The following is a 23,549-nucleotide window of genomic DNA, read 5'->3' on the forward strand; positions in this document are numbered from 1 at the left end:
CCTACCTATAAAAATGGATAACCTCATGAATAAAAAAGTTTTTTCACGCTTCGTTGGTACCGCTATCGCTATGGCGCTTTCTGCTGCGATCGTTACCCCTGCTTTTGCCGCTGATGCACCAGCGCATAAGCCGAAGGTCGCGCTGGTCATGAAGTCACTGGCGAATGAGTTCTTCCTGACCATGGAAAACGGTGCGAAGGATTACCAAAAGAAAAACGCGGATAAGTTCGACCTGGTGTCCAACGGCATCAAAAATGAAACGGATACCGCAAGTCAGATTCAAATCGTCGAACAGATGATTGTCTCAAAAGCCGATGCCATTATTATCGCCCCTTCTGATTCGAAAGCGCTGGTGCCGGTGGTGAAAAAGGCCGTTGATGCCGGGATCCTAGTGATTAACATCGACAACCAGTTCGATGCTGCAGTGCTTAAAGATAAAGGGCTGAACGTGCCGTTCGTTGGGCCGAACAACCGTAAAGGCGCGAAAGATATCGGCGACTATCTGGCAAAACACCTGAAGGCAGGTGATGAGGTAGGCATTATTGAAGGGATCCCCACGTCGACGAACTCCCAGCAGCGTACGTTAGGCTTCCAGGATGCGATGTCTGCTGGTGGCATGAAGGTGGTTTCCGTGCAGTCCGGTCAGTGGGAGATGAACAACGCCAACGCGATTGCCGCCGCGATGCTCAGCGAGTACCCGAATATCAAAGCGTTGCTGGCCGATAACGATAACATGGCCCTGGGGGCAGTCTCCGCGATTCGTGCCGCGGGTAAACGCGGGCAAGTTCAGGTGGTTGGCTATGACAACATCGAAGCGATTAAGCCGATGCTGCAGGATGGTCGCGTGCTGGCGACTGCCGATCAGTTTGCTTCTCAACAGGCCGTCTTTGGCATTAACACCGCGCTGGATGCCCTGAAAGCCGGTAAAAAACAGAGCGAACTTTCTGGCAGCGTAGAAACCCCGGTCAAACTGATTGTGAAACAGTAACCCGGCGCTTATTCCCCGGGGCGCAGGTTAACGGCCCCGGTTTTTATAGGGATCCGATAGATCGGGTTGCGTGCGCGAAATGGCTGAATATCATGAAATTCTGTCAATGTCCGGCGTGGGTAAAACCTACAATGAACCGGTATTGACCAATATCAATCTCAATTTATACCGCGGCAAGGTGCTGGCGCTGACTGGAGAAAACGGTGCCGGGAAAAGCACGTTGTCGAAAATTATCGGTGGGCTGATTTCGCCCACCACAGGCACCATGACCTATCTCGGGCAGCCCTACGCTCCCGCCAGCCGTAAAGAGGCGGAAAAACGTGGCGTCCGCATGGTGATGCAGGAACTCAACTTACTGCCAACATTAACCATCGCCGAAAACCTCTTCCTAGATCAATTACCGAACCGGGCAGGGTGGATCAACCGTAAGCGCCTGCGGGAGATGTCCATACCGGTCATGGCGATGGTTGGCCTGCAGGCCTTAGACCCCGATATGCTGGTGGGCGAGTTGGGGATGGGGCATCAGCAGATGATCGAAATAGCCCGTAACCTGATTGGCGATAGTCGCATTCTTATCCTTGATGAACCCACCGCCATGCTCACCAGCCGCGAAGTTGAGCTGCTGTTCGAGCAGATTACGCGCTTTAAGCAGCGCGGTGTCTCTCTTATCTATATCTCCCACCGCCTTGATGAGCTGGCGCAAGTCGCTGATGACATCATGGTGCTGCGCGACGGTAACGTGGTTTGTACCGATGATATCAAGCGTTATAACAGCGACCAACTGGTGTCACTGATGGTGGGGCGGGATCTGGAAAGCACGCTGGACGTTAGCGCCCGTCGGCAGGGCAACCCGATTCTGCAGGTGGCGCATTTCACGCGCGGCAAGGTGCTGCAGGATATCTCGCTTACGCTGCATCGTGGTGAGGTGCTGGGCGTAAGTGGTCTGGTTGGCGCGGGGCGTACCGAGCTGATGCGGGCGATTTTTGGCGCAGACCCTATCGATAGCGGGCAGTTGAAGGTAGGCGATCCGCTCAAGCCCGTGACGATTCGTTCGCCTTCGGAGGCTATTGCCCACCGTATTGCGCTGGTGACGGAAGACCGTAAAGGCCAGGGGCTCCTGCTGCCGCAATCGCTGTCTGCCAATACGTCGCTGGGGAATAGCGAAAAAATCAGCAGCCTGTCGTGGCTTCATATGGAGAAGGAACAGCAGCTGGCGCAGAAGTACATTACCCGGCTAGGGATTCGCACGTCGGGAACGGAGCTTGCGGTCGACAGCCTGTCAGGCGGTAACCAGCAAAAGGTACTGATCGCCCGATGGCTGGAGCGTAACTGCGACGTCATCCTTTTCGATGAACCGACCCGCGGTATTGATGTTGGCGCCAAGCGCGATATCTATCTGCTGCTTAATGAGCTGACGCAGAGCGGCAAGGGGCTGATTGTTGTCTCAAGCGATCTGCGCGAGCTGATGCTGATTTGCGACCGTATTGCGGTGCTTTCGGCTGGCAAGCTGGTGGAGACCTTTACCCGCGACGACTGGACGCAGGATGCGATCCTGGCCGCCGCTTTTTCTGGCTATCAGCATACCACCGGGAGTGTGCAGGATGAGTAATGCAACGCCGTCCGTTAACCGCCGCGCCGCATCATGGCGAGGGCTGAGCCGTTATCTGGGATTAATCGGCGCGCTGCTGGCGATGGTTATCCTGTTCTCCTTTTTGAGCGATCACTTCCTGAGTCTTAACACGTTTAGCACCATCGCTAACCAGATCCCTGACCTGATGGTGATGTCGGTGGGTATGACGTTTGTGCTAATTATTGCCGGTATCGATCTGTCGGTCGGTTCCGTGCTGGCGCTGTCAGCGGCAGTAGTCAGCGTCACTTATCTCAACCTGCACTGGTCGCCCTGGCTGGCGGCGCTGTCCGGGATTGCGGTGGCGACGGTTGTTGGCTCGTTAACGGGGCTGATTTCCGTTATCTGGCGTATCCCAACGTTTATTGTGTCGCTGGGTATGCTGGAGATGGCGCGCGGTAGCGCTTATCAGCTAACCGACTCTCGTACGGCCTATATTGGCTCCAGCTTCGACTTCCTGGCCGATCCGATTGCAATGGGTATCTCACCGTCGTTTCTGATTGCAGTGCTGGTGATTCTGATCGGGCAACTGGTCCTCACCCGGACCATTTTCGGCCGTCACCTGATTGGTATCGGCACCAACGAAGAAGCTGTACGGCTTTCGGGCATTAACCCTGCACCCTATAAAGTGATGGTCTTTGCGTTGATGGGGGCGCTGTCAGGCCTCGCATCGCTCTTCCAGGTGGCGCGTCTGGAGGCGGCGGACCCTAACGGTGGCGTCGGGATGGAGCTACAGGTGATTGCGGCAGTAGTCATTGGCGGCACCAGCCTGATGGGCGGGCGAGGGTCGGTGGTCTGTACATTCCTCGGTGCGCTGATTATCTCCGTGCTGGCGGCCGGGCTGGCGCAGATTGGGGCCAGTGAGCCGACCAAGCGCGTCATTACCGGCGCGGTCATCGTGGTGGCCGTGGTTCTCGATACCTATCGAAGCCACCGGCAGAAGAGAGGATAGGTCCAAAAAATAAAGGCACCCGATGGGGTGCCTTCTGTATCTTTGTGATAACGGGTTAGCTAACCAGTGGAATACGGCGATACAGTTCAATCATGTCGGTCGCCAGATCCTGGATAACCATCGCGTTCATCAGGTGATCCTGAGAGTGAACGGTGATCAGATTGACCGGCAGTTTACCCGTGCCTTCGTCAATGCCGATAAGCTGGGTCTGGATACCATGGGCCAGTTTGACGAACTCGCGAGACTCTTCCATCGCTTTTTCCGCGCCCTCAAAGTCACCTTTGCGAGCCAGCTGCAGCGCAGTTAATGCTGAACTACGTGCGGCACCGGCGTTCACCAGCAGTTCCATGATGATTGATTCTAAATCTTCCACGTCTTTCTCACTCCATTAACTTAAGGGCTTTCTCAAGCACGACATCGCCTTTCATCATGCCGTAGTCCATCATATCGATGACGGCGACCTTTTTACCCAGTGGGTCAGCCAAAGCCTGAAGCTTAGCTTGTTCATACTTTACCTGCGGACCCAGCAGTACGATGTCCGCATCGTTAATATTTGCTTTGAATTCGGCCACCGGTACGGCTTTAATTGAGACTTCAATTCCTTTTTTCTGTGCCGCATCCTTCATACGTTGGACTAACATGCTGGTGGACATACCTGCAGCGCAGCATAAAACGATATTCTTCATAATGCTCCCTCATGACCCGTGATGACTCATGTTTATCGCGAGCTGAAACGTTCAACAACTGCTTTACGATGATTGTGTGTAAGCCATCACAAAGATCGGCCTAAAAAACTGAAACCGGTTACAGTTTTCATGGTCTAGTGTGCAAAAAATGAAGAAGGATAGGTAGCCTGGCCGAGCGCAGCGACGCCGGGATTTTGCACTGCGCCGCCCCGGAGTCGGTGCTGTTGCACCTCGTCCGGGCTAAACAAGAGTGGCTTATGCATCGTGAGTCGTTCGCAGGATGCGGTTTTTCCCCTGGCGTTTGGCTTTATAAAGCGCCTCGTCGACGCTCGACACCAGATGGTCCAGCGTCTCCATATGCCATTCGCCGAGCCCGGCGCTGAAGGTGACATGCAGCCCTTCTTCACGCCAGTTTCTATTGGCAACATTCATCCGCCATAGCTCGAGTAGTGCTGCCGCCTCGGCAATATGTTCCGCGGTGAAAATAACCGCGAACTCTTCGCCGCCGTAGCGGTAGAGCGACAGCCCGTGGGCCTGGAGAATCGTTATTCCTTCGCGGGCCACGTTACGCAGCACGATATCGCCGCTGAGGTGACCCCAGGTATCATTGATGGATTTGAAGTTGTCGATATCGACCAGCGCCAGCGCGAATGGCTGTCGGTCGTTCATCAACGCGGTAATGTCGGTATCAAAGGCCCAGCGGTTTTTACAGCCGGTGAGCGAGTCAACGGTCGCCTGGCGTACATAGGCCTGCTCGCGCTCTTTGTTGGTTTCAATCGCCTTATGCAGCATCACCTCAAGGCCGGGCGCGCGGTTGGTATCGCCGGTTTTGATGGCATTAATAATGTTCATCAGAATACCGCGGGAAGCATGACGCAAATACAGGCCGAAGGTGATGATGATAAGACCGGCCAGCGCGAAGCCCCAGGAGATGATGATGCTCTCATGCTGCGCCAACATGCTGAGCGTATGGCCGGAGACTTTGTAGATGACGAACCAATCCGGATTGGTGAACGAATAGTAGTAATACCAGGTCCGGCTCTGCTTATCGAATACCTCGCCTTCGCCAGCCGTCATGCTGGCCAACAGCTGCGAGGAAACGACTGTCTGGAAGAGTTTACCGGTATCGGAATGCAGCAGCGCCTGACCCTGACGGTTCACCACGAAGAAATCACCCTGTACCGGCGGACGCATCTGGCGCAGGGTGTGGCTCATGGCGGCTAAATCAAAATGGAAGGCCAGCGTTCCCTTCAGCTTGCCGTCGGGGGAGATGACCGGTTTCGCCAGCGTCACGGTCTGTTGCTGGGTATAGAAATCGGTGTACGGCTGCGTATAGCGGCTGAAAATACCGACATCACCCTGATGGACGAACCAGGGGCGGGTGGTCGCATCAAAGACCGGAGCATTCTGTCGCTGCACCGCCTGCGGCGCACGCAGATAGTGGCCTTCGGTATCGGCGATAGAGAGCGAAGAGACCGTTGGCATCATCGACAGCAACTGCATCATCGATTGCAGCCCTTTCTCAGGATCGAGATTCACCACCTTGTTCAGCTCGTCGTTGCGGGCCAAATAGTTCGTGGCGCGTCCCAGAATATAATCATTTTCGTTGAGGATGGATTCGGCATAGTTGACCGCCAGATTGTGGGTAAAGTTGCGGTTAATACTATGGTAATCGCGAATAATATCGTTGCGCTGGATGATAGTTACCAGAATGGCAATGGCGATAAAACACAGAATAATGCCAGCAAAACTGATAAAGATCGGGGTAGTAAACGACAGCCGTCTGCTGTGAGAACTCATCATGGTTTCCATTCCTGGGAGAGATTGCAGAAGACCAGAACCAGAGCGAGTTGGTACTGCAATTTAATACACATATTTATGACTCAATAATTATACTTTATTGGCGTAAAGATGAATATTTGTTCTAAATATATAGATTAAATCGCTATTACAAGTCGGTTTTAATGAAACAATATTTCGTTAAAAGCTGAAAGAGGGCAGCGGAAAAAGCAGGCTGCCCTGAAGAAGTATAGCTGACGTTTAGCGGACTGCGCTGCGTCCCAGCCAGCTATCCCAATCTTTCCATACCGGCTGCAGACCACGAGCGGCTAGCGCGCTGGCTACTTCGGCAGGCGTTCTGGCATCGTGTGGGGAGAACTGCTCCAGTTCCGGGCGATTGTCGGCGTAGCCCCCGGGCTGGGTTTTCGAGAATGCGCTGACGTTATTGATGGCCAGCGGAATAACCCGATCCCGGAACCACGGTGATTCGCGGGTGGAGAGCGACAGTTCGGTCTCTGGAGAAAACAGACGGAACGCGCAGATTGTCTGCACCAGCTGGCGTTCATCCATCAGCGACGCGGGCTCAATGCCGCCTGCACACGGTCGTAGCCGTGGGAAGGAAATAGAGTAACGGCTTTGCCAGTAGCGCTGCTGCAGCCACAGCAGGTGCTCTGCCACCATAAAACAGTCAACCCGCCAGCTATCCGAAAGGCCAATCAGCGCGCCGAGGCCGATTTTATCGATCCCGGCTTGCCCCAGACGGTCCGGCGTGTCGAGACGCCAGAAGAAATCCTGCTTCTTGCCTTTCAGATGGTGCTGCGCGTACATCGCTTCATGGTAGGTCTCCTGGTAGACCATCACCCCATCCAGCCCCAGCGTTTTAAGCTCGGCATACTCTTCGGTCGCCAGCGGCTGCACCTCCATATGCAACGAGGCAAACTGCTGGCGAATGTCGGGCAGATGGCGACGGAAGTAGTCCATGCCGACCTTTCCCTGATGCTCGCCGGTGACCAGTAGGAGATGCTCAAAGCCCATCTCGCGTATCGCTTCGCACTCGCGGGCAATTTCTGCTTCATCCAGCGTCTTGCGCTTGATGCGGTTACTCATGGAGAAGCCGCAGTAGGTGCAGTCGTTAGCGCAGAGATTCGAGAGATAAAGCGGCACGTAGAAGCTGACGGTATTGCCGAAGCGCTGGCGGGTGAGCTTTTGCGCCCGTTGTGCCAGCGGCTCCAGATAGTCGGCGGCAGCAGGGGAGAGCAGGGCCATGAGATCGTCGCGGCTAAGCTGTGAAGCGCCGAGCGCCCGTTCCACATCGGCGGCGGTTTTGCCGTTGATACGTAAACGGATGTCGTCCCACTCCAGCTGCCGCCAGCGGTCGCTGAACGTTTTCATGCCAGCGCCTCCAGAAAGCCGGTTAATGGGCTGGTGGCGCTGGCCTGCGTGCTGCGGTTTCCCGGCACCGCCTGACGTGCCAGCAGCCCGGCTTCTACCGCCAGACGGAAGGCGGTTGCCATGGTGACCGGATCGTCCGCCACCGCAATGGCCGTGTTGACCAGCACCGCATCGGCGCCCATCTCTAGCGCCTGCGCCGCATGGCTAGGCACACCGATTCCGGCATCCACCACCACCGGCACGGTGGCCTGCTGGATGATAATCTCCAGCATAGCCCTGGTTTCCAGCCCCTGATTAGAGCCGATAGGCGCGCCAAGCGGCATCACCGCCGCGCAGCCCGCTTCTTCCAGCCGCTTACACAGCACCGGGTCAGCGCCGCAGTATGGCAACACCACAAAACCCTGTTTCACCAGCGCTTCGGCGGCTTTCAGCGTCTCAATCGGGTCTGGTAGCAGCCAGCGTGCATCGGGGTGAATTTCGAGCTTCAACCAGTTTGTCCCCAGCGCTTCACGCGCTAGCTGGGCGGCAAAGATAGCCTCCTCGGCGGTTTTTGCCCCCGAGGTGTTGGGCAGCAGCGTTACGCCCGCGTCAACCAGCGGGGCCAGAATCGCATCGTTGTGCTGACGTAAATCGACCCGCTTCATCGCCAGCGTTACCAGTTGGCTGCCGGAGGCACGAATGGCTTCGACCATCAGCGAGGACGACGCAAATTTGCCGGTGCCGGTAAACAGATGTGAATCAAACGTTTTGTCCGCAATACGTAACATATCAACCCCCTGCGATAACCTGAAAAAGCAGGATCTGGTCGCCTTCCTGCACGATGTGCTGCTGCCACTGGTCGCGTGGCAGAATCTGTTGGTTTAGCGCCAGCGCGGCACCCGGCTTGAGCTGGTTAAGCTGGGCGAGCAGCTCGCTGACGGTTTGCCCCTCGGCGCACTGCATCGCTTCATCATTGAACTGAATCTGCATGTCGCCCTCCGCATACCGGGCAGCCCTGGGCGCGACGCAGCGCGAGGCTGCGCCACTGGCTGGTTTTGCCGTCGAACAGACGCAGTTCGCCGCTCGGCGTGTCGATGCCGCTCAATAGTTTGATGGCCTCCAGCGCCTGCAATGTACCCATCACCCCAACCACTGGGCCGACGATGCCCGCGGTGCGGCAATTGCGCTCCGGCTCTGCATCGTCTGGCCACAGGCAGCGGTAGCAGCCTTGCTCCCACGGCGGCGTCAGCACCATGATCTGGCCGCCAAAGCCGACGGCGCTGGCGGTGATAAGCGGCGTATTGAGCGCCACGCAGGCGGCGTTGATCGCCTGACGCGTTGCCATGTTGTCGGTACAGTCGAGCACCACGTCGGCGCGTGATACCGCGTGGCGCAGCGCGTCGCCGGTCAGCCGCTGCTGTAGCGCCACCAGATCAATATCCGGGTTAAGCCGCGCCAGCCGCTGCTGAGTAACCTGCGATTTTGAGCGGGCAATATCGTCGGTGGTGAACAGGATTTGCCGTTGCAGATTACTGAGGTGTACCTCGTCGTCGTCCGCCAGCGTCAGCGTGCCGACGCCTGCCCCCGCCAGATACAGCGCGGCGGGCGAACCCAGTCCGCCCAAGCCGACAATCAGGACATGGCTACCGAGCAGTTTTTGTTGGCCATCAATGGCGATATCGCCGAGCAGGATCTGCCGGCTGTAGCGCATAAAGTCGCGGTCATTCATCGCCCACTCCTGCGATAGCCAGCAGTTGTGCCGTGGCTTCACGCCAGTCCGCCGCTTGAGTAATAGCACTGACCACGGCAATGCTGCCTACGCCGGTCGCCAGCACGTCAGGCGCACGCGCAAGACTGATGCCGCCGATGGCGACGGTTGGGTAATCGGCCAGACGCGCAATATGGCCTGCCAGCTGCGTCAGCCCCTGTGGCGCGGAAGGCATCTGCTTGGTCTGGGTCGGGAAGACGTGGCCCAGTGCGATATACGACGGGCGAGCGGCGAGCGCCACGTCAATCTCCATATCGTCGTGGGTCGACACGCCAAGTCGGAGGCCTGCGGCCTGAATCGCTTTCAGGTCCGTGGTTTCCAGATCCTCCTGGCCCAGATGCACCCCGTAGGCGCGGTGCTTGATAGCCAATCGCCAGTAGTCGTTGATAAACAGCCGGGCATCATAGCGTCGGCCCAGCGCGATGGCGGCCATCACATCCGCTTCAACCTCGTCGTCGCGCTTGTCTTTGATACGCAGTTGAATCGTACGCACACCGGCCTCCAGCAGGCGTTCAATCCACATTACGCTGTCCACCACCGGGTAGAGCCCAAGGTGGAACGGTACCGTTGGGAAATCGGGCTGGTACATCAGGCCTCCTCGCGTTTCAGGTAGATTTCACCGCCTTTGGCGCGGAAGTTCTCCGACATATCCGCCATGCCTACTTCAATCGTCTGGGCGGCGGCGTAGTCGCGTACTTCCTGGCTGATTTTCATCGAGCAGAATTTCGGCCCGCACATGGAGCAGAAGTGGGCGACTTTACCGGATTCCTGCGGCAGGGTTTCATCGTGATAGGCGCGGGCGGTGAACGGGTCGAGCGCGAGGTTAAACTGATCTTCCCAGCGGAATTCGAAGCGCGCTTTCGACATGGCGTTATCGCGGATCTGCGCGCCCGGGTGTCCTTTTGCCAGGTCGGCGGCGTGGGCGGCAATCTTGTAGGTAATCAGCCCCTGCTTCACATCCTCTTTGTTTGGCAGGCCAAGGTGCTCTTTCGGTGTAACGTAGCAGAGCATCGCGCAGCCAAACCAGCCAATCATCGCCGCGCCAATGCCGGAGGTGAAGTGGTCATAGCCCGGCGCGATGTCGGTGGTCAACGGCCCTAAGGTGTAGAACGGCGCTTCGTGGCAGTGCTCCAGCTCTTCGGTCATGTTGCGCTGAATCATCTGCATCGGCACGTGGCCCGGGCCTTCAATCATCACCTGCACATCGTACTCCCAGGCAATTTTGGTCAGCTCGCCTAGCGTGTGCAGCTCGGAGAACTGCGCTTCGTCGTTAGCATCCTGAATCGAACCCGGGCGCAGACCGTCGCCCAGCGACAGCGACACGTCATAGGCGGCACAGATTTCGCAGATTTCACGGAAGTGCTGGTAGAGGAAGTTTTCCTGGTGATGGGAGAGACACCATTTCGCCATGATAGAACCACCGCGAGAGACGATGCCGGTCAGGCGCTTGGCGGTCATCGGCACGTAGCGCAGCAGCACGCCCGCGTGAATGGTGAAGTAGTCGACGCCCTGTTCGGCCTGTTCCAGCAGCGTATCGCGGAACGCTTCCCAGGTAAGATCTTCAGCGATCCCGTTGACCTTCTCCAGCGCCTGGTAGATCGGCACGGTGCCGATCGGAACCGGGCTGTTACGCAGGATCCATTCGCGGGTTTCGTGAATATAGCGCCCGGTCGACAGGTCCATCACCGTATCCGCGCCCCAGCGTGTTGACCACACCAGTTTTTCCACTTCCTCTTCAATGGAGGAGGTCACCGCCGAGTTACCGATATTGGCGTTCACCTTCACGAGGAAGTTACGACCGATGATCATCGGCTCGGATTCCGGGTGGTTGATGTTGGCAGGAATGATGGCGCGCCCGGCGGCGACTTCATCACGCACGAATTCCGGCGTGATGTTCTCCGGCAGGCGTGCGCCGAAAGCCATGCCAGGATGCTGGTGGCGTAATACTTCGCTGCGAATACGCTCGCGGCCCATGTTTTCGCGAATGGCGATGAACTCCATTTCCGGCGTCACAATCCCCTGACGGGCATAGTGCAGCTGAGTGACGCATTTACCTGCTTTGGCGCGCTTCGGCGTCAACAGGCCGCTGAAACGCAGCTCGTCCAGCCCATCATCGGCCAGGCGTTCTTTGGTGTAAGCGGAGCTGCGGTCATCCAGCTCTTCGCTGTCGTTGCGTGCGGTAATCCACGGCTGGCGCAGCTTGGCCAGCCCCTGCTGGACGTTAATCGCGATGTCCGGGTCGCCGTACGGGCCGGACGTGTCGTACACCGGCACCGCTTCATTCGCTTCAAACTGCGGATTCTCTTTGTTGCCGCCAATCAGCGTGGGGCTCAGCTGAATTTCGCGCATGGGAATGCGGATATCCGGCTGGGAACCGGTGATGTAGATACGTTGGGAGTTCGGGAACGCGGTGCCTTCCAGGGTATCGATAAAGTGTTGGGCCTGGGCGCGCTGTTCGCGGCGTGATGGTTTAGTAGTGGCAGACATAGCTCATTCCAAATAAAAGTAAGGACATGGCTTGTCAGACGACGGATGAAGCAAGAGAGAAGATCGCCCCTGGGCGATGCGACTATAGATTGACTCTTGTTCCCTTCGCAGGTCTTAACCTGATCAGGTTCCGCGGATCCCGAATTAACGGTCTCAGCCCGTGCTTGCGCACTGGGCACTCCGACAAGAAGTAACCTCAAACGATGAGAGGTAATGAATGTAAACTACTCGTTAATGCGGCAAATCTCAAGCCGGGCGTTTTATTTCGTCCTCGCCGAGCGCCTCGAAGGTCAGCATGATGAGCTGGTCCTCTAACAGAAAACGGGCCTCCAGCGCTTCACCGATATCGGACAGCGCCTGCTGGAACGCATACACGTTATCCTGGTCGATAGCGTTCTCCAGCGTAGAGTCGTAGTAGTCCATAATTTGTTGGGTATTGGCGTCCAGCAGCGGCCAGATTTTGCTGGCGTTTAAAAGCGGACTGTTGCCTTCCATTTTATGGATAATGCGTTCATAAATACTGAAATGACCGGCGGACAGATAGTCGACCAGGCGCTGGCAAAAATCATCGAGCGCTTTCTCATTAAGACGCATGAACGATTCTTTGCCAGGCTTAAGGCCAACCAGATTGTAGTAAGCCACGAGCAGGTGCTTACGAATATTCAGCCAGCGGTCGACCAGTCTGTGGTGTCCTTTTACACGCTCTGTCAGGCTCTCTAACTGGTTTAACATAGGTTGACCCCCGCATCAGTAAGTTTAAAATCTGCTCACGTCAATATGTAAATATTATGTTAATAAAATGCCTATGAACCGAAGGTAGCGCAAGAGATATGGATCGTATAATTGAAAAATTGGATCGCGGCTGGTGGATAGTCAGCCACGAACAAAAATTATGGTTGCCCGGTGGGGAATTACCATATGGCGAAGCGGTAAATTTCGATCTTGTGGGTCAGCCCGCACTCCAGATTGGTGAGTGGGAAGGTGACCCGGTTTGGCTGGTACAGCAGCAGCGTCGCCACGATATGGGCACCGTGCGTCAGGTTCTCGACCAGGACGTGGGCCTGTTCCAGCTTGCCGGGCGCGGCGTGCAGCTGGCGGAGTTTTACCGCTCGCACAAATTCTGCGGCTACTGCGGCCATACCATGCACCCGAGCAAAACCGAATGGGCGATGCTGTGCAGCCACTGCCGTGAGCGCTACTACCCGCAGATAGCACCGTGCATTATCGTCGCTATTCGCCGCGATGATTCGATCCTTCTTGCCCAACACGTTCGCCATCGCAACGGCGTGCATACCGTGCTGGCCGGTTTTGTCGAAGTGGGCGAAACCTTAGAGCAGGCGGTGGCGCGTGAAGTGATGGAAGAGAGCGGCATTAAGGTGAAGAACCTGCGCTACATCACCTCCCAGCCGTGGCCATTCCCGCAATCGCTGATGACCGCCTTTATGGCGGAGTACGATAGCGGCGACATCGTTATCGATCCCAAAGAGCTGCTTAACGCCAACTGGTATCGCTATGACGATCTTCCTCTCTTACCCCCACCGGGCACCGTGGCGCGTCGTCTGATCGAAGATACCGTGGCAATGTGTCGGGCTGATTACGACTGACATGTTACAATAGGCGCATCAACGCTAAAGGAATGTAAACATGAGCGAACTGAAGAACGATCGTTATCTGCGCGCGCTGCTGCGCCAGCCCGTAGACGTGACCCCGGTATGGATGATGCGCCAGGCAGGCCGCTATTTGCCGGAGTACAAGGCAACCCGCGCCCATGCTGGTGATTTTATGTCGCTGTGCAAAAACGCCGAGCTGGCCTGCGAAGTCACGCTGCAGCCGCTGCGCCGCTTCCCGCTTGATGCGGCGATCCTCTTCTCGGATATCCTGACCATTCCGGATGCGATGGGGCTGGGGCTGTACTTCGAAGCCGGAGAAGGCCCGCGCTTTACCTCGCCAATCACCAGTAAAGCGGATGTCGAAAAACTGCCGATTCCAGACCCGGAAGGTGAGCTGGGCTACGTGATGAACGCGGTGCGCACCATTCGCCGTGAACTGAAGGGCGAAGTGCCGCTGATTGGTTTCTCCGGCAGCCCGTGGACGCTGGCGACCTATATGGTGGAAGGTGGCAGCAGCAAAGCCTTTACGGTGATCAAAAAGATGATGTACGCCGACCCTAAAGCGCTGCATCTGCTGCTTGATAAGCTGGCGCAGAGCGTCACGCTGTACCTCAACGCGCAGATTAAAGCTGGCGCGCAGTCGGTGATGATTTTCGATACCTGGGGCGGCGTGCTGACCGGTCGCGACTATCAGCAGTTCTCACTGTACTACATGCACAAAATCGTGGATGGCCTGCTGCGTGAAAACGACGGTCGCCGCGTGCCGGTAACGCTGTTTACCAAAGGCGGCGGTCAGTGGCTGGAAGCGATGGCGGAAACCGGCTGCGATGCGCTGGGCCTCGACTGGACCACCGATATCGCCGATGCGCGCCGTCGCGTGGGCCATAAAGTGGCTCTGCAGGGCAATATGGATCCGTCCATGCTCTATGCGCCTGCGGCGCGCATTGAAGAAGAAGTGGCGACGATTCTGGCTGGTTTTGGTCAGGGTGAAGGCCACGTCTTCAACCTCGGTCACGGTATTCATCAGGACGTACCGCCGGAACATGCGGGTGTCTTCGTTGAAGCGGTGCACCGCCTGTCGGCGCAGTATCACCGCTAAGGGCGTCACATGGATCTCGCGTCGCTGCGCGCGCAGCAACTGGAGCTGGCCTCATCGGTGATCCGTGAGGATCGTATCAACAGCGATCCTCCGGATCTGATCGGTGGCGCCGACGTTGGTTTTGAGCAGGGTGGCGAAGTGACGCGAGCGGCGATGGTCTTGCTGAAGTACCCGTCGCTGGAGCTGGTCGAGTATCAGGTGGCGCGTATCGCCACCACCATGCCCTATATTCCCGGTTTTCTCTCCTTTCGCGAAACCCCGGCGCTGATGGCCGCGTGGCAGCAGCTTTCACACAAACCCGACCTGTTGTTCGTCGACGGTCACGGTATTTCCCATCCGCGTCGTTTGGGCGTCGCCAGCCATTTTGGCCTGCTGGTGGACGTGCCGACCATCGGCGTGGCGAAAAAACGGCTGTGCGGCAAGTTTGAGCCGCTCTCGCCAGAGGTTGGTGCGCTGGCACCGCTGATAGACAAAAACGAGCAGCTGGCGTGGGTCTGGCGCAGCAAAGCGCGCTGTAACCCACTGTTTATTTCTACGGGCCATCGCGTCAGCCTGGAAAGCGCTTTAGGCTGGGTGCAGCGCTGTACCCAGGGCTACCGCCTGCCTGAGCCAACGCGCTGGGCAGACGCTGTGGCCTCAGAGCGTCCGGCTTTTATGCGGCTTGCAGCAAAACCGCCCCATATCGGGTAAACTGCGTCTAATTTCCGTATTCGAGAACTCATCATGTTACAAAACCCGATTCATCTGCGTCTGGAGAAGCTGGAAAGCTGGCAGCACGTCACCTTTATGGCCTGTCTGTGCGAACGCATGTACCCAAACTACGCCATGTTCTGCAAAGAGTCGGAATTTGGTGAGCCACAGCTGTACCGTCGTATCCTCGACCTTATCTGGGAGACTCTGACCGTCAAAGACGCGAAGGTGAACTTCGACAGCCAGCTGGAAAAGCTGGAAGAGGCGATCCCGGCAGCCGACGATTACGACATGTACGGCGTTTATCCGGCAATCGATGCCTGCGTGGCATTAAGTGAATTAATTCACTCTCGTCTGAGCGGTGAAACCCTTGAGCACGCGATCGAAGTCAGTAAGAGTTCTATTACCTCCGTGGCGATGCTGGAAATGACCCAGGCTGGTCGCGAAATGACCGATGAAGAGCTGCGTCTGAACCCTGCGGTAGAGCAAGAATGGGACATTCAGTGGGAGATTTTCCGCCTTTTAGCCGAGTGCGAAGAACGGGATATTGAACTGATTAAAGGGCTACGCGCAGACCTCCGCGAGGCCGGTGAGAGCAATATTGGTATAATTTTTCAGCAATGAGACAACAAAACGTGATTTACCGCCTGAATTGTCACGCCTGAAGGCTTCACATCTGCCCCCCGTCTGGTCTACATTTGGAGGGCGAAAAAAAGTGGCTATCGGTGCGTGTATGCAGGAGAGTGCTTTTATGGCATTTTCGTCGCACTCGATGCTTAGCAAGCGATAAACACATTGTAAGGATAACTTATGAACAAGACTCAACTGATTGATGTAATTGCGGACAAGGCTGAACTGTCTAAAACCCAGGCTAAAGCTGCACTGGAATCCACCCTGGCTGCTATTACTGAGTCTCTGAAAGAAGGTGATGCTGTACAACTGGTTGGTTTCGGTACCTTCAAAGTGAACCACCGCGCTGAGCGTACTGGCCGCAACCCGCAGACCGGTAAAGAAATCAAAATCGCCGCAGCTAACGTGCCGGCATTTGTTTCTGGCAAAGCACTGAAAGACGCAGTTAAGTAAGACCGCGTGGCAGTGAACAGTTTTAAAGAAGGGGCGGTTTCGCCCCTTTCGTTCATCTGGTGCCGTTTATCGGCGCTGGCTGGCGTACTGTTGCTCACTGCCTGCAGCCATAACAGCACGCTGCCTCCTTTCACCGCCAGCGGCTACGCTGACACGCAGGGTGCGGTTCGCATCTGGCGCAAAGATAGCGGCGGCGAGACCCATCTCTTGAGTACGTTAAGTCCGTGGCACAGCGGCAATACCTCGACCAGCGAATACCGTTGGCAGGATGACAAGCTGCAGTTGATTGAACTCAACGTCTACGGTAAACCCTCCGAACATATTCGCGCCCGTTTCGATAGCAACGGCGAGCTGAGCTTTATGCAGCGTGAAACGGATGGGCAGAAACAGCAACTCTCCAGCGACCAGGTGGCGCTCTATCGCTACCGTGCCGAGCAGATCCGCCAGACCAGCGACGCGCTGCGGCTGGGGAAAGTGGTACTACGTCAGGGGCGCTGGCATGCCGACGGCTCCGTCACCACCTGTGAAGGCGAAACGGTGAAACCTGATTTCGACTCTCGCGCCCTGGGGCATATTGCGAGCCGCCAGAGCCGTTCGTCCGCCGAAGTGAGCATTGCCTGGCTGGAAGCGCCGGAAGGCACACAGCTCCTGTTGGTGGCGAACGAAGACTACTGCACCTGGCAGCCGACCGAAAAGAACTTCTAAGCTTTACCAGCGGTTCATGCCGCCCATATGACCTCCTCCGTTATGCCCGCCCTGGCAGCCATTGCCCATCCCACCGTGACGGGGGATCCCCGCTTGCGCCATGGCGACATCAAACTTCACTCGCTGATTATCCAGCTTCTGTCGTAGCGTCTCGATCTCCTGCGCCACGCCCTCTATTTTCGCGCTATCCGGCTTATCGGCCGTCAGCAGGGCGTTGTACTCATAGCGCTTAGAGGTGAGCTGCTGTCGTAGCGCGCTGGTCTGGTTGTAAAAATCATCGTGTAGCTTCTGCGCCGTCGCCCGCTGTGCGTCGGTGAGCTGGCTGTAGCTGCCGTTATCGCTGTTGTTGCCCCAGTGATGCGGCCCGGCTAACGCCGCCCCGCTGGTGAAGGTGAATGCCGCGACGGCTAAGAGCGTAAGGGCTAGATGGTTGTTCCGTTTCATGGTTGATTCTCCTGTGGTGTGGTTATCTTAGCTATTGCATCTTCTGTGCCAGACTCACAAACCGTGATAATGCAGAGGGTTGCAGGCCACTTGCGGCAGCAGGCGAGTAAAAATGACCCGCGTCAGCCTACCCGGTGGGTCATTTTTACTCGTTGAAGCGGGACGTTTGTGCTCGCGGGCCGGGTTAGCGGGCGCGAAAAATGGCATGATTTCTGCTGAGGGATGATGACGGGAAAAGAGAGGGAAGCCCCATGAGCCTCATACGTTTACAGAAGGATTCGGTGGCGACCGGCATTAGCTGGCTGCTGACCGGCGTGATTTTGCTGCTGGTCTGCCTGTTCTCGGCGCTGATCGTGCGCGATTACGGGCGGGAAAGCGCATCGGCCCGGCAAACCATCCAGGAGAAAGGCGGCGTGCTGATCCGCGCGCTGGAGTCCGGCGCCCGCGTCGGCATGGGGATGCGTATGCATCATGCCCAGCTTCAAGCCATGCTGGAAGAGATGGCCTGGCAGCCGGGCGTGATGTGGTTTGCCGTCACCGATGAGCAGGGAACGGTGATCGCCCATAGCGACCCGCAACAGGTGGGCAAGACGCTCTACGATGCGCAGCAGATGCACGAACTGCAGGTTAGTGACACCGTGCGTGAACGACGCGTTACCTCACCCGAACCGGCGCTGGAGATCTACCGAACGTTTCGCCCGCTGGAGAGCGGCAACGGCCACCACATGCGCATGATGATGCGGCGGGAGGTGGTGACAACCCCACAGGTGATTTTTGTCGCCTTTGATGTGCGTGAACTCGATGCCGAGCAGGCGCGCGGGCTGCGCAACATGGTAGTGATGCTGTGCGCCGCCGGGCTGGTGATGGTGGCGACCATCCTCGCGCAGTTCTGGTTCCGTCGCTATCAACGCTCACGCAGGCTGTTACAGGAAGCGACTCACCGCAGAGAAAAGCTGGTGGCCTTAGGCCATCTGGCGGCCGGGGTGGCGCATGAAATCCGCAACCCGCTCTCGTCGATTAAAGGGCTGGCGAAGTACTTTGCTGAACGCACGCCGCCGGGGGGAGAAGCCTACGCGCTGGCACAGGTGATGGCGAAAGAGGCTGACCGTCTGAACCGCGTGGTTAGCGACCTGCTGGAGCTGGTGCGTCCAGCGCATTTAAAATGGCAGTCGGTGGATCTCAACGAGGTGATTGCCCACTCGCTCCAGCTGGTCAGCCAGGATGCGCGTGGCCGGGAGATTACGCTGCAGTTCACTCCACTACCTGCGTTACGTCGCATTCAGGCCGACCCGGACCGGCTGAATCAGGTGCTGCTGAATCTCTATCTCAACGCGATTCAGGCGATAGGTCACGACGGTATGATTACGGTAACGGCGGGTGAGTGTAGCGACGGGCGCGTGAAGGTGAGCGTCGCCGATAACGGCAAGGGGATGACAGCCGAGCAGCTACAGGCGATTTTCACCCCGTACTTCACCACCAAAGCCGATGGCACCGGCCTGGGGCTGGCAGTGGTACAGAACATTATTGAGCAGCATGGCGGAACCATTCACGCCGATAGTCGCCCCGGCGAGGGGGCCACATTTACCCTCGACCTGCCGGTTAATGAGCAACAAAAGGAACAGCAAGGATGAGCGTAGAGAAGGTCGATATTCTGGTGGTGGACGATGATATCAGCCACTGCACTATTCTCGAGGCGCTGCTGCGCGGGTGGGGATATCAGGTCTCACTGGCGCATAACGGCCGGGAGGCACTGGAACAGGTGCGCCAACGGGTATTTGATTTAGTGCTCTGCGATATCCGCATGGCGGAGATGGACGGCATTGCGACACTCAAAGAGATAAAAGCCTGGAACCCGTCGATCCCGGTACTGATCATGACCGCCTACTCCAGCGTGGGGACGGCGGTTGAGGCGCTAAAATCCGGGGCGCTGGATTACCTCATCAAGCCGTTAGACTTCGATAACCTGCAGCAGACGCTGGCACAGGCGCTGGTGCATACCCGGCAGCCTGAAAGCGCGGTTCCGTCATCGCCAGCGGCTCAGTTCGGGATGGTTGGCGATAGCCCTGCCATGCAGGCGCTGCTGCATAATATCGCGCTGGTTGCCCCTTCTGATGCCACGGTGCTGATTCACGGCGAGTCGGGTACTGGTAAAGAATTGGTGGCGCGAGCCCTGCACGCCAGCAGCGCGCGCTGCGATAAGCCGCTGGTGACGCTGAACTGCGCGGCGCTCAATGAGTCTTTGCTGGAGTCTGAACTGTTTGGCCACGAGAAAGGGGCGTTTACCGGTGCGGATAAACGACGGGAAGGGCGTTTTGTGGAAGCAAGTGGCGGGACCTTATTCCTCGACGAGATTGGTGATATCTCGCCGCTGATGCAGGTGCGCCTGCTGCGCGCGATTCAGGAACGCGAGGTGCAACGCGTAGGCAGCAACCAGACCATTTCGGTGGATGTCCGCCTCATAGCCGCTACCCATCGCAATCTGGCGGAAGAGGTCAGCGCCGGGCGTTTTCGCCAGGATCTCTATTATCGACTGAACGTGGTGACTATCGATATGCCGCCGCTGCGTCAGCGCCGCGAAGATATTCCCGCTCTTGCGCATTACTTCCTGAAACGCTACGCCGAGCGCAACCGTAAAGCGGTGCAGGGATTTACCCCGCAGGCGATGGATTTGCTGATTCACTACGACTGGCCGGGCAATATTCGCGAACTGGAAAACGCGGTGGAGCGGGCGGTGGTGCTGCTGACGGGGGATTATATCTCTGAGCGCGAGCTGCCACTGGCGATCGCGGGTACGCCGGTACCGATGTCGTCGTCGGCCGATGATGAGATTCTGCCGCTGGTGGAGGTGGAAAAAGAGGTCATCCTGGCGGCGCTCGAAAAAACGGGCGGCAACAAAACTGAAGCCGCCCGTCAGTTGGGCATTACGCGCAAAACGTTGCTGGCCAAGCTCAGCCGTTAGTTCTGCTCACGCTCGATGGCGCGCCAGCCGATATCGCGGCGGCTGAAGCTACCGTCCCAGTGGATATCGGTCATTAAGGCGTAAGCGCGTTGCTGCGCTTCTGCCACGGTGTGGCCCAGCGCGGTAGCACACAGCACGCGACCGCCGCTGGTCAGCACGCGGTCGTCGTCCGCGAGTTTGGTGCCCGCGTGGAAGACTTTACCCTCAGTTGAGGATTCCAGCGGCAGGCCGTGGATCTCATCACCGGTGTTGTAGTTGCCAGGGTAGCCGCCCGCAGCAATCACCACGCCCAGCGAGGCGCGATCGTCCCACTCGGAGGTTTTCTCATCCAGCTTGCCGTCGCAGGCGGCCAGGCAAAGATCCACCAGATCCGACTTCATGCGCAGCATGATCGGCTGCGTTTCCGGATCGCCAAAGCGGCAGTTGAACTCGATAACCTTCGGGTTGCCCTGTTTGTCGATCATCAGACCCGCGTACAGGAAGCCGGTGTAGGTGTTACCTTCCGCCGCCATGCCTTTCACGGTTGGCCAGATGATGCGTTCCATGGTGCGCTGGTGGACCTCATCGGTCACTACCGGCGCCGGAGAGTATGCCCCCATGCCGCCGGTGTTCGGGCCGGTGTCACCGTTGCCCACGCGTTTGTGGTCCTGGCTGGTAGCCATCGGCAGCACGTGTTCGCCGTCGACCATCACGATAAAGCTCGCTTCTTCCCCGTCGAGGAACTCTTCGATAACGATGCGGTGACCTGCATCGCCAAAGGCGTTACCGGCCAGCATATCGTGTACGGCGGCTTCCGCTTCTTCGAGCGTCATCGCCACGATAACGCCTTTACCGGCGGCCAGGCCGTCGGCTTTGATAACGATCGGCGCGCCTTTCTCACGCAGATAGGCTAATGCTGGCTCAATCTCAGTGAAGTTCTGGTATTCCGCCGTCGGGATCTGGTGACGGGCGAGGAAATCTTTGGTGAAGGCTTTGGAGCCTTCCAGCTGCGCAGCGCCTTCGGTTGGCCCGAAGATCTTCAGACCAGCGGCGCGAAACGCGTCGACCACACCAATCACCAGCGGCGCTTCCGGGCCGACGATGGTCAGGTCAATCTTCTCGTTCTGGGCAAAGCTCAGCAGTGCCGGAATATCGGTGACGCCGATAGCCACGTTCTGCAACGCTGGCTCCAGTGCGGTACCGGCGTTACCCGGCGCGACAAAAACGGTATCAACCAGCGGAGACTGTGCCGCTTTCCAGCCCAGCGCGTGTTCGCGCCCGCCGTTGCCAATGACTAAAACTTTCATCGTCTGCTCCCTGAATTAATGGCGGAAGTGGCGCATGTCGGTGAAGATCATTGCAATGCCGTGTTCATCGGCGGCAGCAATCACCTCTTCGTCGCGGATAGAACCGCCAGGCTGGATAACGCAGCTCACGCCAACGGCGGCAGCGGCATCAATGCCATCGCGGAACGGGAAGAATGCGTCGGAAGCCATGGCGGAACCTTTCACCTCCAGACCTTCATCACCGGCTTTAATGCCTGCAATTTTAGCGGAGTAAACGCGGCTCATCTGGCCTGCGCCTATACCGATGGTCATGTTCTCTTTGGCATACACAATGGCGTTAGACTTCACGAACTTCGCCACCTTCCAGCAGAACAGCGCATCGCGCAGCTCCTGCTCGGTCGGCTGACGCTTGGAAACTACGCGCAGTTCACCTTCGGTTACCATACCCAGGTCACGGTCCTGAACCAGCAGGCCGCCGTTCACGCGCTTAAAGTCGAGGCCCGGCACGCGCTGTGCCCACTGGCCGCAGGTCAGGACGCGAACGTTCTGTTTAGCGGCGGTGATCTTCAGCGCTTCTTCGGTCGCAGATGGGGCGATGATCACTTCCACGAACTGGCGGGAAATAATCGCCTGCGCGGTTTCAGCATCCAGCTCGCGGTTGAAAGCGATGATGCCGCCGAACGCGGAGGTTGGGTCCGTTTTATAAGCGCGATCGTAAGCGTCGAGAATAGAAGTGCTTACCGCAACGCCGCATGGGTTCGCGTGCTTAACGATAACGCAGGCTGGTTCGTTGAACTCTTTCACGCACTCCAGCGCGGCATCGGTATCAGCGATGTTGTTATAAGAGAGCGCTTTGCCCTGAACCTGCTGCGCGGTGGCAACGGATGCTTCTTTGACGTTCTCTTCTATATAGAAGGCAGCCTGCTGGTGGCTGTTCTCGCCGTAACGCATATCCTGCTTCTTGATGAAGTTCAGGTTCAGCGTACGCGGGAAGCGACCGGCGGCTTCTTTGCTCTCACCGTGGTACGCCGGAACCATGCTGCCGAAGTAGTTGGCAATCATGCTGTCGTAAGCGGCGGTGTGTTCGAAGGCTTTAATCGCGAGATCGAAACGGGTGTCGAGGGTCAGAGAGCCTTCGTTCGCATCCATCTCTTTAATAATGGCATCGTAGTCGCTGCTCTTGACGACGATAGCAACGTCTTTATGGTTCTTGGCGGCGGAGCGAACCATCGTTGGGCCACCGATATCGATGTTCTCTACCGCATCTTCCAGCGAGCAGCCTTCGCGGGCGACGGTCTCGGCGAATGGATAAAGGTTAACGACAACCATATCGATAGGAGCAATGTGATGCTGTTCCATAATGGCATCGTCCTGGCCGCGACGACCGAGGATGCCACCGTGTACTTTTGGATGCAGGGTCTTTACGCGTCCATCCATCATTTCCGGGAAACCGGTGTAATCGGAAACTTCGGTCACCGGCAGACCTTTTTCTGCTAACAGGCGGGCGGTGCCTCCTGTAGAGAGCAGCTCCACACCACGTGCGGAAAGTGCCTGGGCGAACTCGATGATACCGGCCTTGTCAGAAACACTGAGCAGAGCGCGGCGGACTGGACGACGTTGTTGCATGGTAAATCCCCTGGATTTGACTATTACAGAGAGCGTTAGGTGAATTCTTGCGTAAAAACTCAGCTAACGCCCCTTACGGGGCATCCTTGTTTTGCGGGTGCATTGTAACGAAAACGTTTGCGCAACGCTCGCGAATTTTTCTCTTTCCCTCAATTCCATTATTTCATCTCTATAGATGAGGGATAAAACCAAGCGATCTTCAAAAGAGATCCTTATTATTGTGGATAACTCTGTGTGTAAATAGGTATAAGGCGGGGTTCTGCTGGGGATTTCAGCAGTCAGTCATTTTTCTGTCATTTAAGGGTTGCGGCCCCGAGGAAACTCCCTATAATGCGCCTCCATCGACACGGCGGATGTGAATCACTTCACACTAACTAGCCGGTTCGGTTGAAGAGAAAAACCTGAAAATG

General features: G+C 57.1%; 24 protein-coding genes and 1 riboswitch. Of the genes, 11 read left to right on the forward strand and 13 right to left on the reverse strand.

Going from position 1 to position 23,549, the window contains the following annotated elements; genetic code table 11:
* Positions 1-25 precede the first annotated feature (25 nt).
* From V6940_RS21960 to V6940_RS21970, 3 genes are all read left to right on the forward strand, one after another.
* Positions 26-988 carry a sugar ABC transporter substrate-binding protein gene (locus tag V6940_RS21960; RefSeq protein WP_333497320.1) on the forward strand — a complete coding sequence of 321 codons (963 nt, stop codon included), beginning with the start codon at positions 26-28 and terminating at the stop codon, positions 986-988.
* 79 nt (positions 989-1,067) lie between these two features.
* Complete coding sequence (locus V6940_RS21965) at positions 1,068-2,597, forward strand: sugar ABC transporter ATP-binding protein (protein WP_333497321.1); 1,530 nt, start codon at positions 1,068-1,070, stop codon at positions 2,595-2,597.
* Positions 2,590-3,567, forward strand: a complete 978-nt coding sequence (locus tag V6940_RS21970; protein ID WP_333497322.1) for an ABC transporter permease — start codon at positions 2,590-2,592, stop codon at positions 3,565-3,567. The genes V6940_RS21965 and V6940_RS21970 overlap by 8 nt, the downstream gene beginning before the upstream one ends.
* A 55-nt stretch (positions 3,568-3,622) precedes the next feature.
* Here the strand turns inward: V6940_RS21970 and V6940_RS21975 are convergent, their stop codons facing one another.
* From V6940_RS21975 to rsd, 10 genes are all read right to left on the reverse strand, one after another.
* Positions 3,623-3,940, reverse strand: coding sequence for a PTS lactose/cellobiose transporter subunit IIA (locus V6940_RS21975; RefSeq protein WP_035895909.1), 318 nt, complete (start codon positions 3,938-3,940; stop codon positions 3,623-3,625).
* A gap of 7 nt (positions 3,941-3,947) precedes the next feature.
* Positions 3,948-4,253 carry a PTS sugar transporter subunit IIB gene (locus V6940_RS21980; RefSeq protein ID WP_035895906.1) on the reverse strand — a complete coding sequence of 102 codons (306 nt, stop codon included), beginning with the start codon at positions 4,251-4,253 and terminating at the stop codon, positions 3,948-3,950.
* A gap of 255 nt (positions 4,254-4,508) precedes the next feature.
* Entirely contained in the window at positions 4,509-6,053 is a 1,545-nt protein-coding gene (locus V6940_RS21985; RefSeq protein ID WP_333497336.1) for a sensor domain-containing diguanylate cyclase, read from the reverse strand.
* A 240-nt stretch (positions 6,054-6,293) separates the two neighbouring features.
* The gene (gene thiH, locus V6940_RS21990; RefSeq protein WP_333497323.1) at positions 6,294-7,424 is read right to left on the reverse strand and encodes a 2-iminoacetate synthase ThiH; all 1,131 of its coding nucleotides are present in this window, start codon (positions 7,422-7,424) and stop codon (positions 6,294-6,296) included.
* Entirely contained in the window at positions 7,421-8,191 is a 771-nt protein-coding gene (gene thiG, locus V6940_RS21995) for a thiazole synthase (RefSeq protein WP_333497324.1), read from the reverse strand. The genes thiH and thiG overlap by 4 nt, the downstream gene beginning before the upstream one ends.
* Before the next feature lies 1 nt (position 8,192).
* Complete coding sequence (gene thiS / locus V6940_RS22000) at positions 8,193-8,393, reverse strand: sulfur carrier protein ThiS (protein WP_333013121.1); 201 nt, start codon at positions 8,391-8,393, stop codon at positions 8,193-8,195.
* The gene (gene thiF, locus V6940_RS22005; RefSeq protein ID WP_333497325.1) at positions 8,374-9,132 is read right to left on the reverse strand and encodes a thiazole biosynthesis adenylyltransferase ThiF; all 759 of its coding nucleotides are present in this window, start codon (positions 9,130-9,132) and stop codon (positions 8,374-8,376) included. Before thiF ends, thiS begins: the two co-directional genes overlap by 20 nt.
* A complete protein-coding gene (gene thiE, locus V6940_RS22010) occupies positions 9,125-9,760 on the reverse strand; it encodes a thiamine phosphate synthase (RefSeq protein ID WP_333497326.1) in 636 nt (211 codons plus the stop codon). Before thiE ends, thiF begins: the two co-directional genes overlap by 8 nt.
* Positions 9,760-11,658, reverse strand: coding sequence for a phosphomethylpyrimidine synthase ThiC (gene thiC / locus V6940_RS22015; RefSeq protein ID WP_333497327.1), 1,899 nt, complete (start codon positions 11,656-11,658; stop codon positions 9,760-9,762). The genes thiE and thiC overlap by 1 nt, the downstream gene beginning before the upstream one ends.
* An 83-nt stretch (positions 11,659-11,741) precedes the next feature.
* Positions 11,742-11,851, reverse strand: a riboswitch (TPP riboswitch).
* 53 nt (positions 11,852-11,904) lie between these two features.
* Positions 11,905-12,390, reverse strand: coding sequence for a sigma D regulator (rsd, locus tag V6940_RS22020; protein WP_185669930.1), 486 nt, complete (start codon positions 12,388-12,390; stop codon positions 11,905-11,907).
* Between the two features lie 98 nt (positions 12,391-12,488).
* Here rsd and nudC point away from each other — a divergent pair, with 98 nt between their 5' ends.
* The 6 genes from nudC (at position 12,489) to V6940_RS22050 (ending at position 16,845) form a co-directional block, all read left to right on the forward strand.
* Positions 12,489-13,262 carry an NAD(+) diphosphatase gene (gene nudC / locus V6940_RS22025; RefSeq protein ID WP_333497328.1) on the forward strand — a complete coding sequence of 258 codons (774 nt, stop codon included), beginning with the start codon at positions 12,489-12,491 and terminating at the stop codon, positions 13,260-13,262.
* 40 nt (positions 13,263-13,302) lie between these two features.
* Positions 13,303-14,367 (forward strand): uroporphyrinogen decarboxylase, encoded by a 1,065-nt coding sequence (gene hemE / locus V6940_RS22030; RefSeq protein WP_333497329.1) that lies wholly within the window; start codon positions 13,303-13,305, stop codon positions 14,365-14,367.
* Positions 14,368-14,376: 9 nt separating this feature from the next.
* Positions 14,377-15,057: a deoxyribonuclease V gene (gene nfi / locus V6940_RS22035; protein WP_333497330.1), complete on the forward strand. Its 681-nt coding sequence runs from the start codon at positions 14,377-14,379 to the stop codon at positions 15,055-15,057.
* A 33-nt stretch (positions 15,058-15,090) separates the two neighbouring features.
* Positions 15,091-15,681, forward strand: coding sequence for a YjaG family protein (locus V6940_RS22040; protein WP_185669926.1), 591 nt, complete (start codon positions 15,091-15,093; stop codon positions 15,679-15,681).
* A gap of 186 nt (positions 15,682-15,867) precedes the next feature.
* Positions 15,868-16,140: a nucleoid-associated protein HU-alpha gene (gene hupA / locus V6940_RS22045; RefSeq protein ID WP_001044509.1), complete on the forward strand. Its 273-nt coding sequence runs from the start codon at positions 15,868-15,870 to the stop codon at positions 16,138-16,140.
* Between the two features lie 12 nt (positions 16,141-16,152).
* Positions 16,153-16,845 carry a DUF1481 domain-containing protein gene (locus tag V6940_RS22050; protein WP_333497337.1) on the forward strand — a complete coding sequence of 231 codons (693 nt, stop codon included), beginning with the start codon at positions 16,153-16,155 and terminating at the stop codon, positions 16,843-16,845.
* Between the two features lie 3 nt (positions 16,846-16,848).
* Here V6940_RS22050 and zraP read toward each other — a convergent pair whose 3' ends face one another.
* The gene (gene zraP / locus V6940_RS22055; RefSeq protein WP_333497331.1) at positions 16,849-17,289 is read right to left on the reverse strand and encodes a zinc resistance sensor/chaperone ZraP; all 441 of its coding nucleotides are present in this window, start codon (positions 17,287-17,289) and stop codon (positions 16,849-16,851) included.
* Positions 17,290-17,540: 251 nt separating this feature from the next.
* Between zraP and zraS the strand changes: the two genes are divergently transcribed.
* The gene (zraS, locus tag V6940_RS22060) at positions 17,541-18,920 is read left to right on the forward strand and encodes a two-component system sensor histidine kinase ZraS (protein ID WP_333497332.1); all 1,380 of its coding nucleotides are present in this window, start codon (positions 17,541-17,543) and stop codon (positions 18,918-18,920) included.
* Complete coding sequence (gene zraR, locus V6940_RS22065) at positions 18,917-20,248, forward strand: sigma-54-dependent response regulator transcription factor ZraR (protein WP_333497333.1); 1,332 nt, start codon at positions 18,917-18,919, stop codon at positions 20,246-20,248. The genes zraS and zraR overlap by 4 nt, the downstream gene beginning before the upstream one ends.
* Here zraR and purD read toward each other — a convergent pair.
* A complete protein-coding gene (gene purD / locus V6940_RS22070) occupies positions 20,245-21,534 on the reverse strand; it encodes a phosphoribosylamine--glycine ligase (protein WP_333497334.1) in 1,290 nt (429 codons plus the stop codon). The two genes, zraR and purD, sit on opposite strands and share 4 nt — an antisense overlap.
* A gap of 15 nt (positions 21,535-21,549) precedes the next feature.
* Positions 21,550-23,139 carry a bifunctional phosphoribosylaminoimidazolecarboxamide formyltransferase/IMP cyclohydrolase gene (purH, locus tag V6940_RS22075; RefSeq protein WP_333497335.1) on the reverse strand — a complete coding sequence of 530 codons (1,590 nt, stop codon included), beginning with the start codon at positions 23,137-23,139 and terminating at the stop codon, positions 21,550-21,552.
* Positions 23,140-23,549: the final 410 nt, after the last annotated feature.

Source organism: Kluyvera sp. CHPC 1.251, assembly GCF_036759945.1.
Classification (GTDB): Bacteria; Pseudomonadota; Gammaproteobacteria; order Enterobacterales; family Enterobacteriaceae; genus Kluyvera; species Kluyvera sichuanensis.

What these genes read in the sequence shown, in the direction of transcription:
- thiS (WP_333013121.1), bottom strand. Translation starts at nt 8,393, where the DNA reads ATGCAGATTCAGTTCAATGATGAAGCGATGCAGTGCGCCGAGGGGCAA.
- V6940_RS21970 (WP_333497322.1), top strand. Translation starts at nt 2,590, where the DNA reads ATGAGTAATGCAACGCCGTCCGTTAACCGCCGCGCCGCATCATGGCGA.
- zraP (WP_333497331.1), bottom strand. Translation starts at nt 17,289, where the DNA reads ATGAAACGGAACAACCATCTAGCCCTTACGCTCTTAGCCGTCGCGGCA.
- V6940_RS21965 (WP_333497321.1), top strand. Translation starts at nt 1,068, where the DNA reads ATGGCTGAATATCATGAAATTCTGTCAATGTCCGGCGTGGGTAAAACC.
- hupA (WP_001044509.1), top strand. Translation starts at nt 15,868, where the DNA reads ATGAACAAGACTCAACTGATTGATGTAATTGCGGACAAGGCTGAACTG.
- thiH (WP_333497323.1), bottom strand. Translation starts at nt 7,424, where the DNA reads ATGAAAACGTTCAGCGACCGCTGGCGGCAGCTGGAGTGGGACGACATC.
- thiF (WP_333497325.1), bottom strand. Translation starts at nt 9,132, where the DNA reads ATGAATGACCGCGACTTTATGCGCTACAGCCGGCAGATCCTGCTCGGC.
- purH (WP_333497335.1), bottom strand. Translation starts at nt 23,139, where the DNA reads ATGCAACAACGTCGTCCAGTCCGCCGCGCTCTGCTCAGTGTTTCTGAC.
- zraR (WP_333497333.1), top strand. Translation starts at nt 18,917, where the DNA reads ATGAGCGTAGAGAAGGTCGATATTCTGGTGGTGGACGATGATATCAGC.
- V6940_RS21980 (WP_035895906.1), bottom strand. Translation starts at nt 4,253, where the DNA reads ATGAAGAATATCGTTTTATGCTGCGCTGCAGGTATGTCCACCAGCATG.
- thiG (WP_333497324.1), bottom strand. Translation starts at nt 8,191, where the DNA reads ATGTTACGTATTGCGGACAAAACGTTTGATTCACATCTGTTTACCGGC.
- V6940_RS21960 (WP_333497320.1), top strand. Translation starts at nt 26, where the DNA reads ATGAATAAAAAAGTTTTTTCACGCTTCGTTGGTACCGCTATCGCTATG.
- V6940_RS22040 (WP_185669926.1), top strand. Translation starts at nt 15,091, where the DNA reads ATGTTACAAAACCCGATTCATCTGCGTCTGGAGAAGCTGGAAAGCTGG.
- thiC (WP_333497327.1), bottom strand. Translation starts at nt 11,658, where the DNA reads ATGTCTGCCACTACTAAACCATCACGCCGCGAACAGCGCGCCCAGGCC.
- V6940_RS21985 (WP_333497336.1), bottom strand. Translation starts at nt 6,053, where the DNA reads ATGAGTTCTCACAGCAGACGGCTGTCGTTTACTACCCCGATCTTTATC.
- nfi (WP_333497330.1), top strand. Translation starts at nt 14,377, where the DNA reads ATGGATCTCGCGTCGCTGCGCGCGCAGCAACTGGAGCTGGCCTCATCG.
- hemE (WP_333497329.1), top strand. Translation starts at nt 13,303, where the DNA reads ATGAGCGAACTGAAGAACGATCGTTATCTGCGCGCGCTGCTGCGCCAG.
- thiE (WP_333497326.1), bottom strand. Translation starts at nt 9,760, where the DNA reads ATGTACCAGCCCGATTTCCCAACGGTACCGTTCCACCTTGGGCTCTAC.
- purD (WP_333497334.1), bottom strand. Translation starts at nt 21,534, where the DNA reads ATGAAAGTTTTAGTCATTGGCAACGGCGGGCGCGAACACGCGCTGGGC.
- rsd (WP_185669930.1), bottom strand. Translation starts at nt 12,390, where the DNA reads ATGTTAAACCAGTTAGAGAGCCTGACAGAGCGTGTAAAAGGACACCAC.
- nudC (WP_333497328.1), top strand. Translation starts at nt 12,489, where the DNA reads ATGGATCGTATAATTGAAAAATTGGATCGCGGCTGGTGGATAGTCAGC.
- zraS (WP_333497332.1), top strand. Translation starts at nt 17,541, where the DNA reads ATGAGCCTCATACGTTTACAGAAGGATTCGGTGGCGACCGGCATTAGC.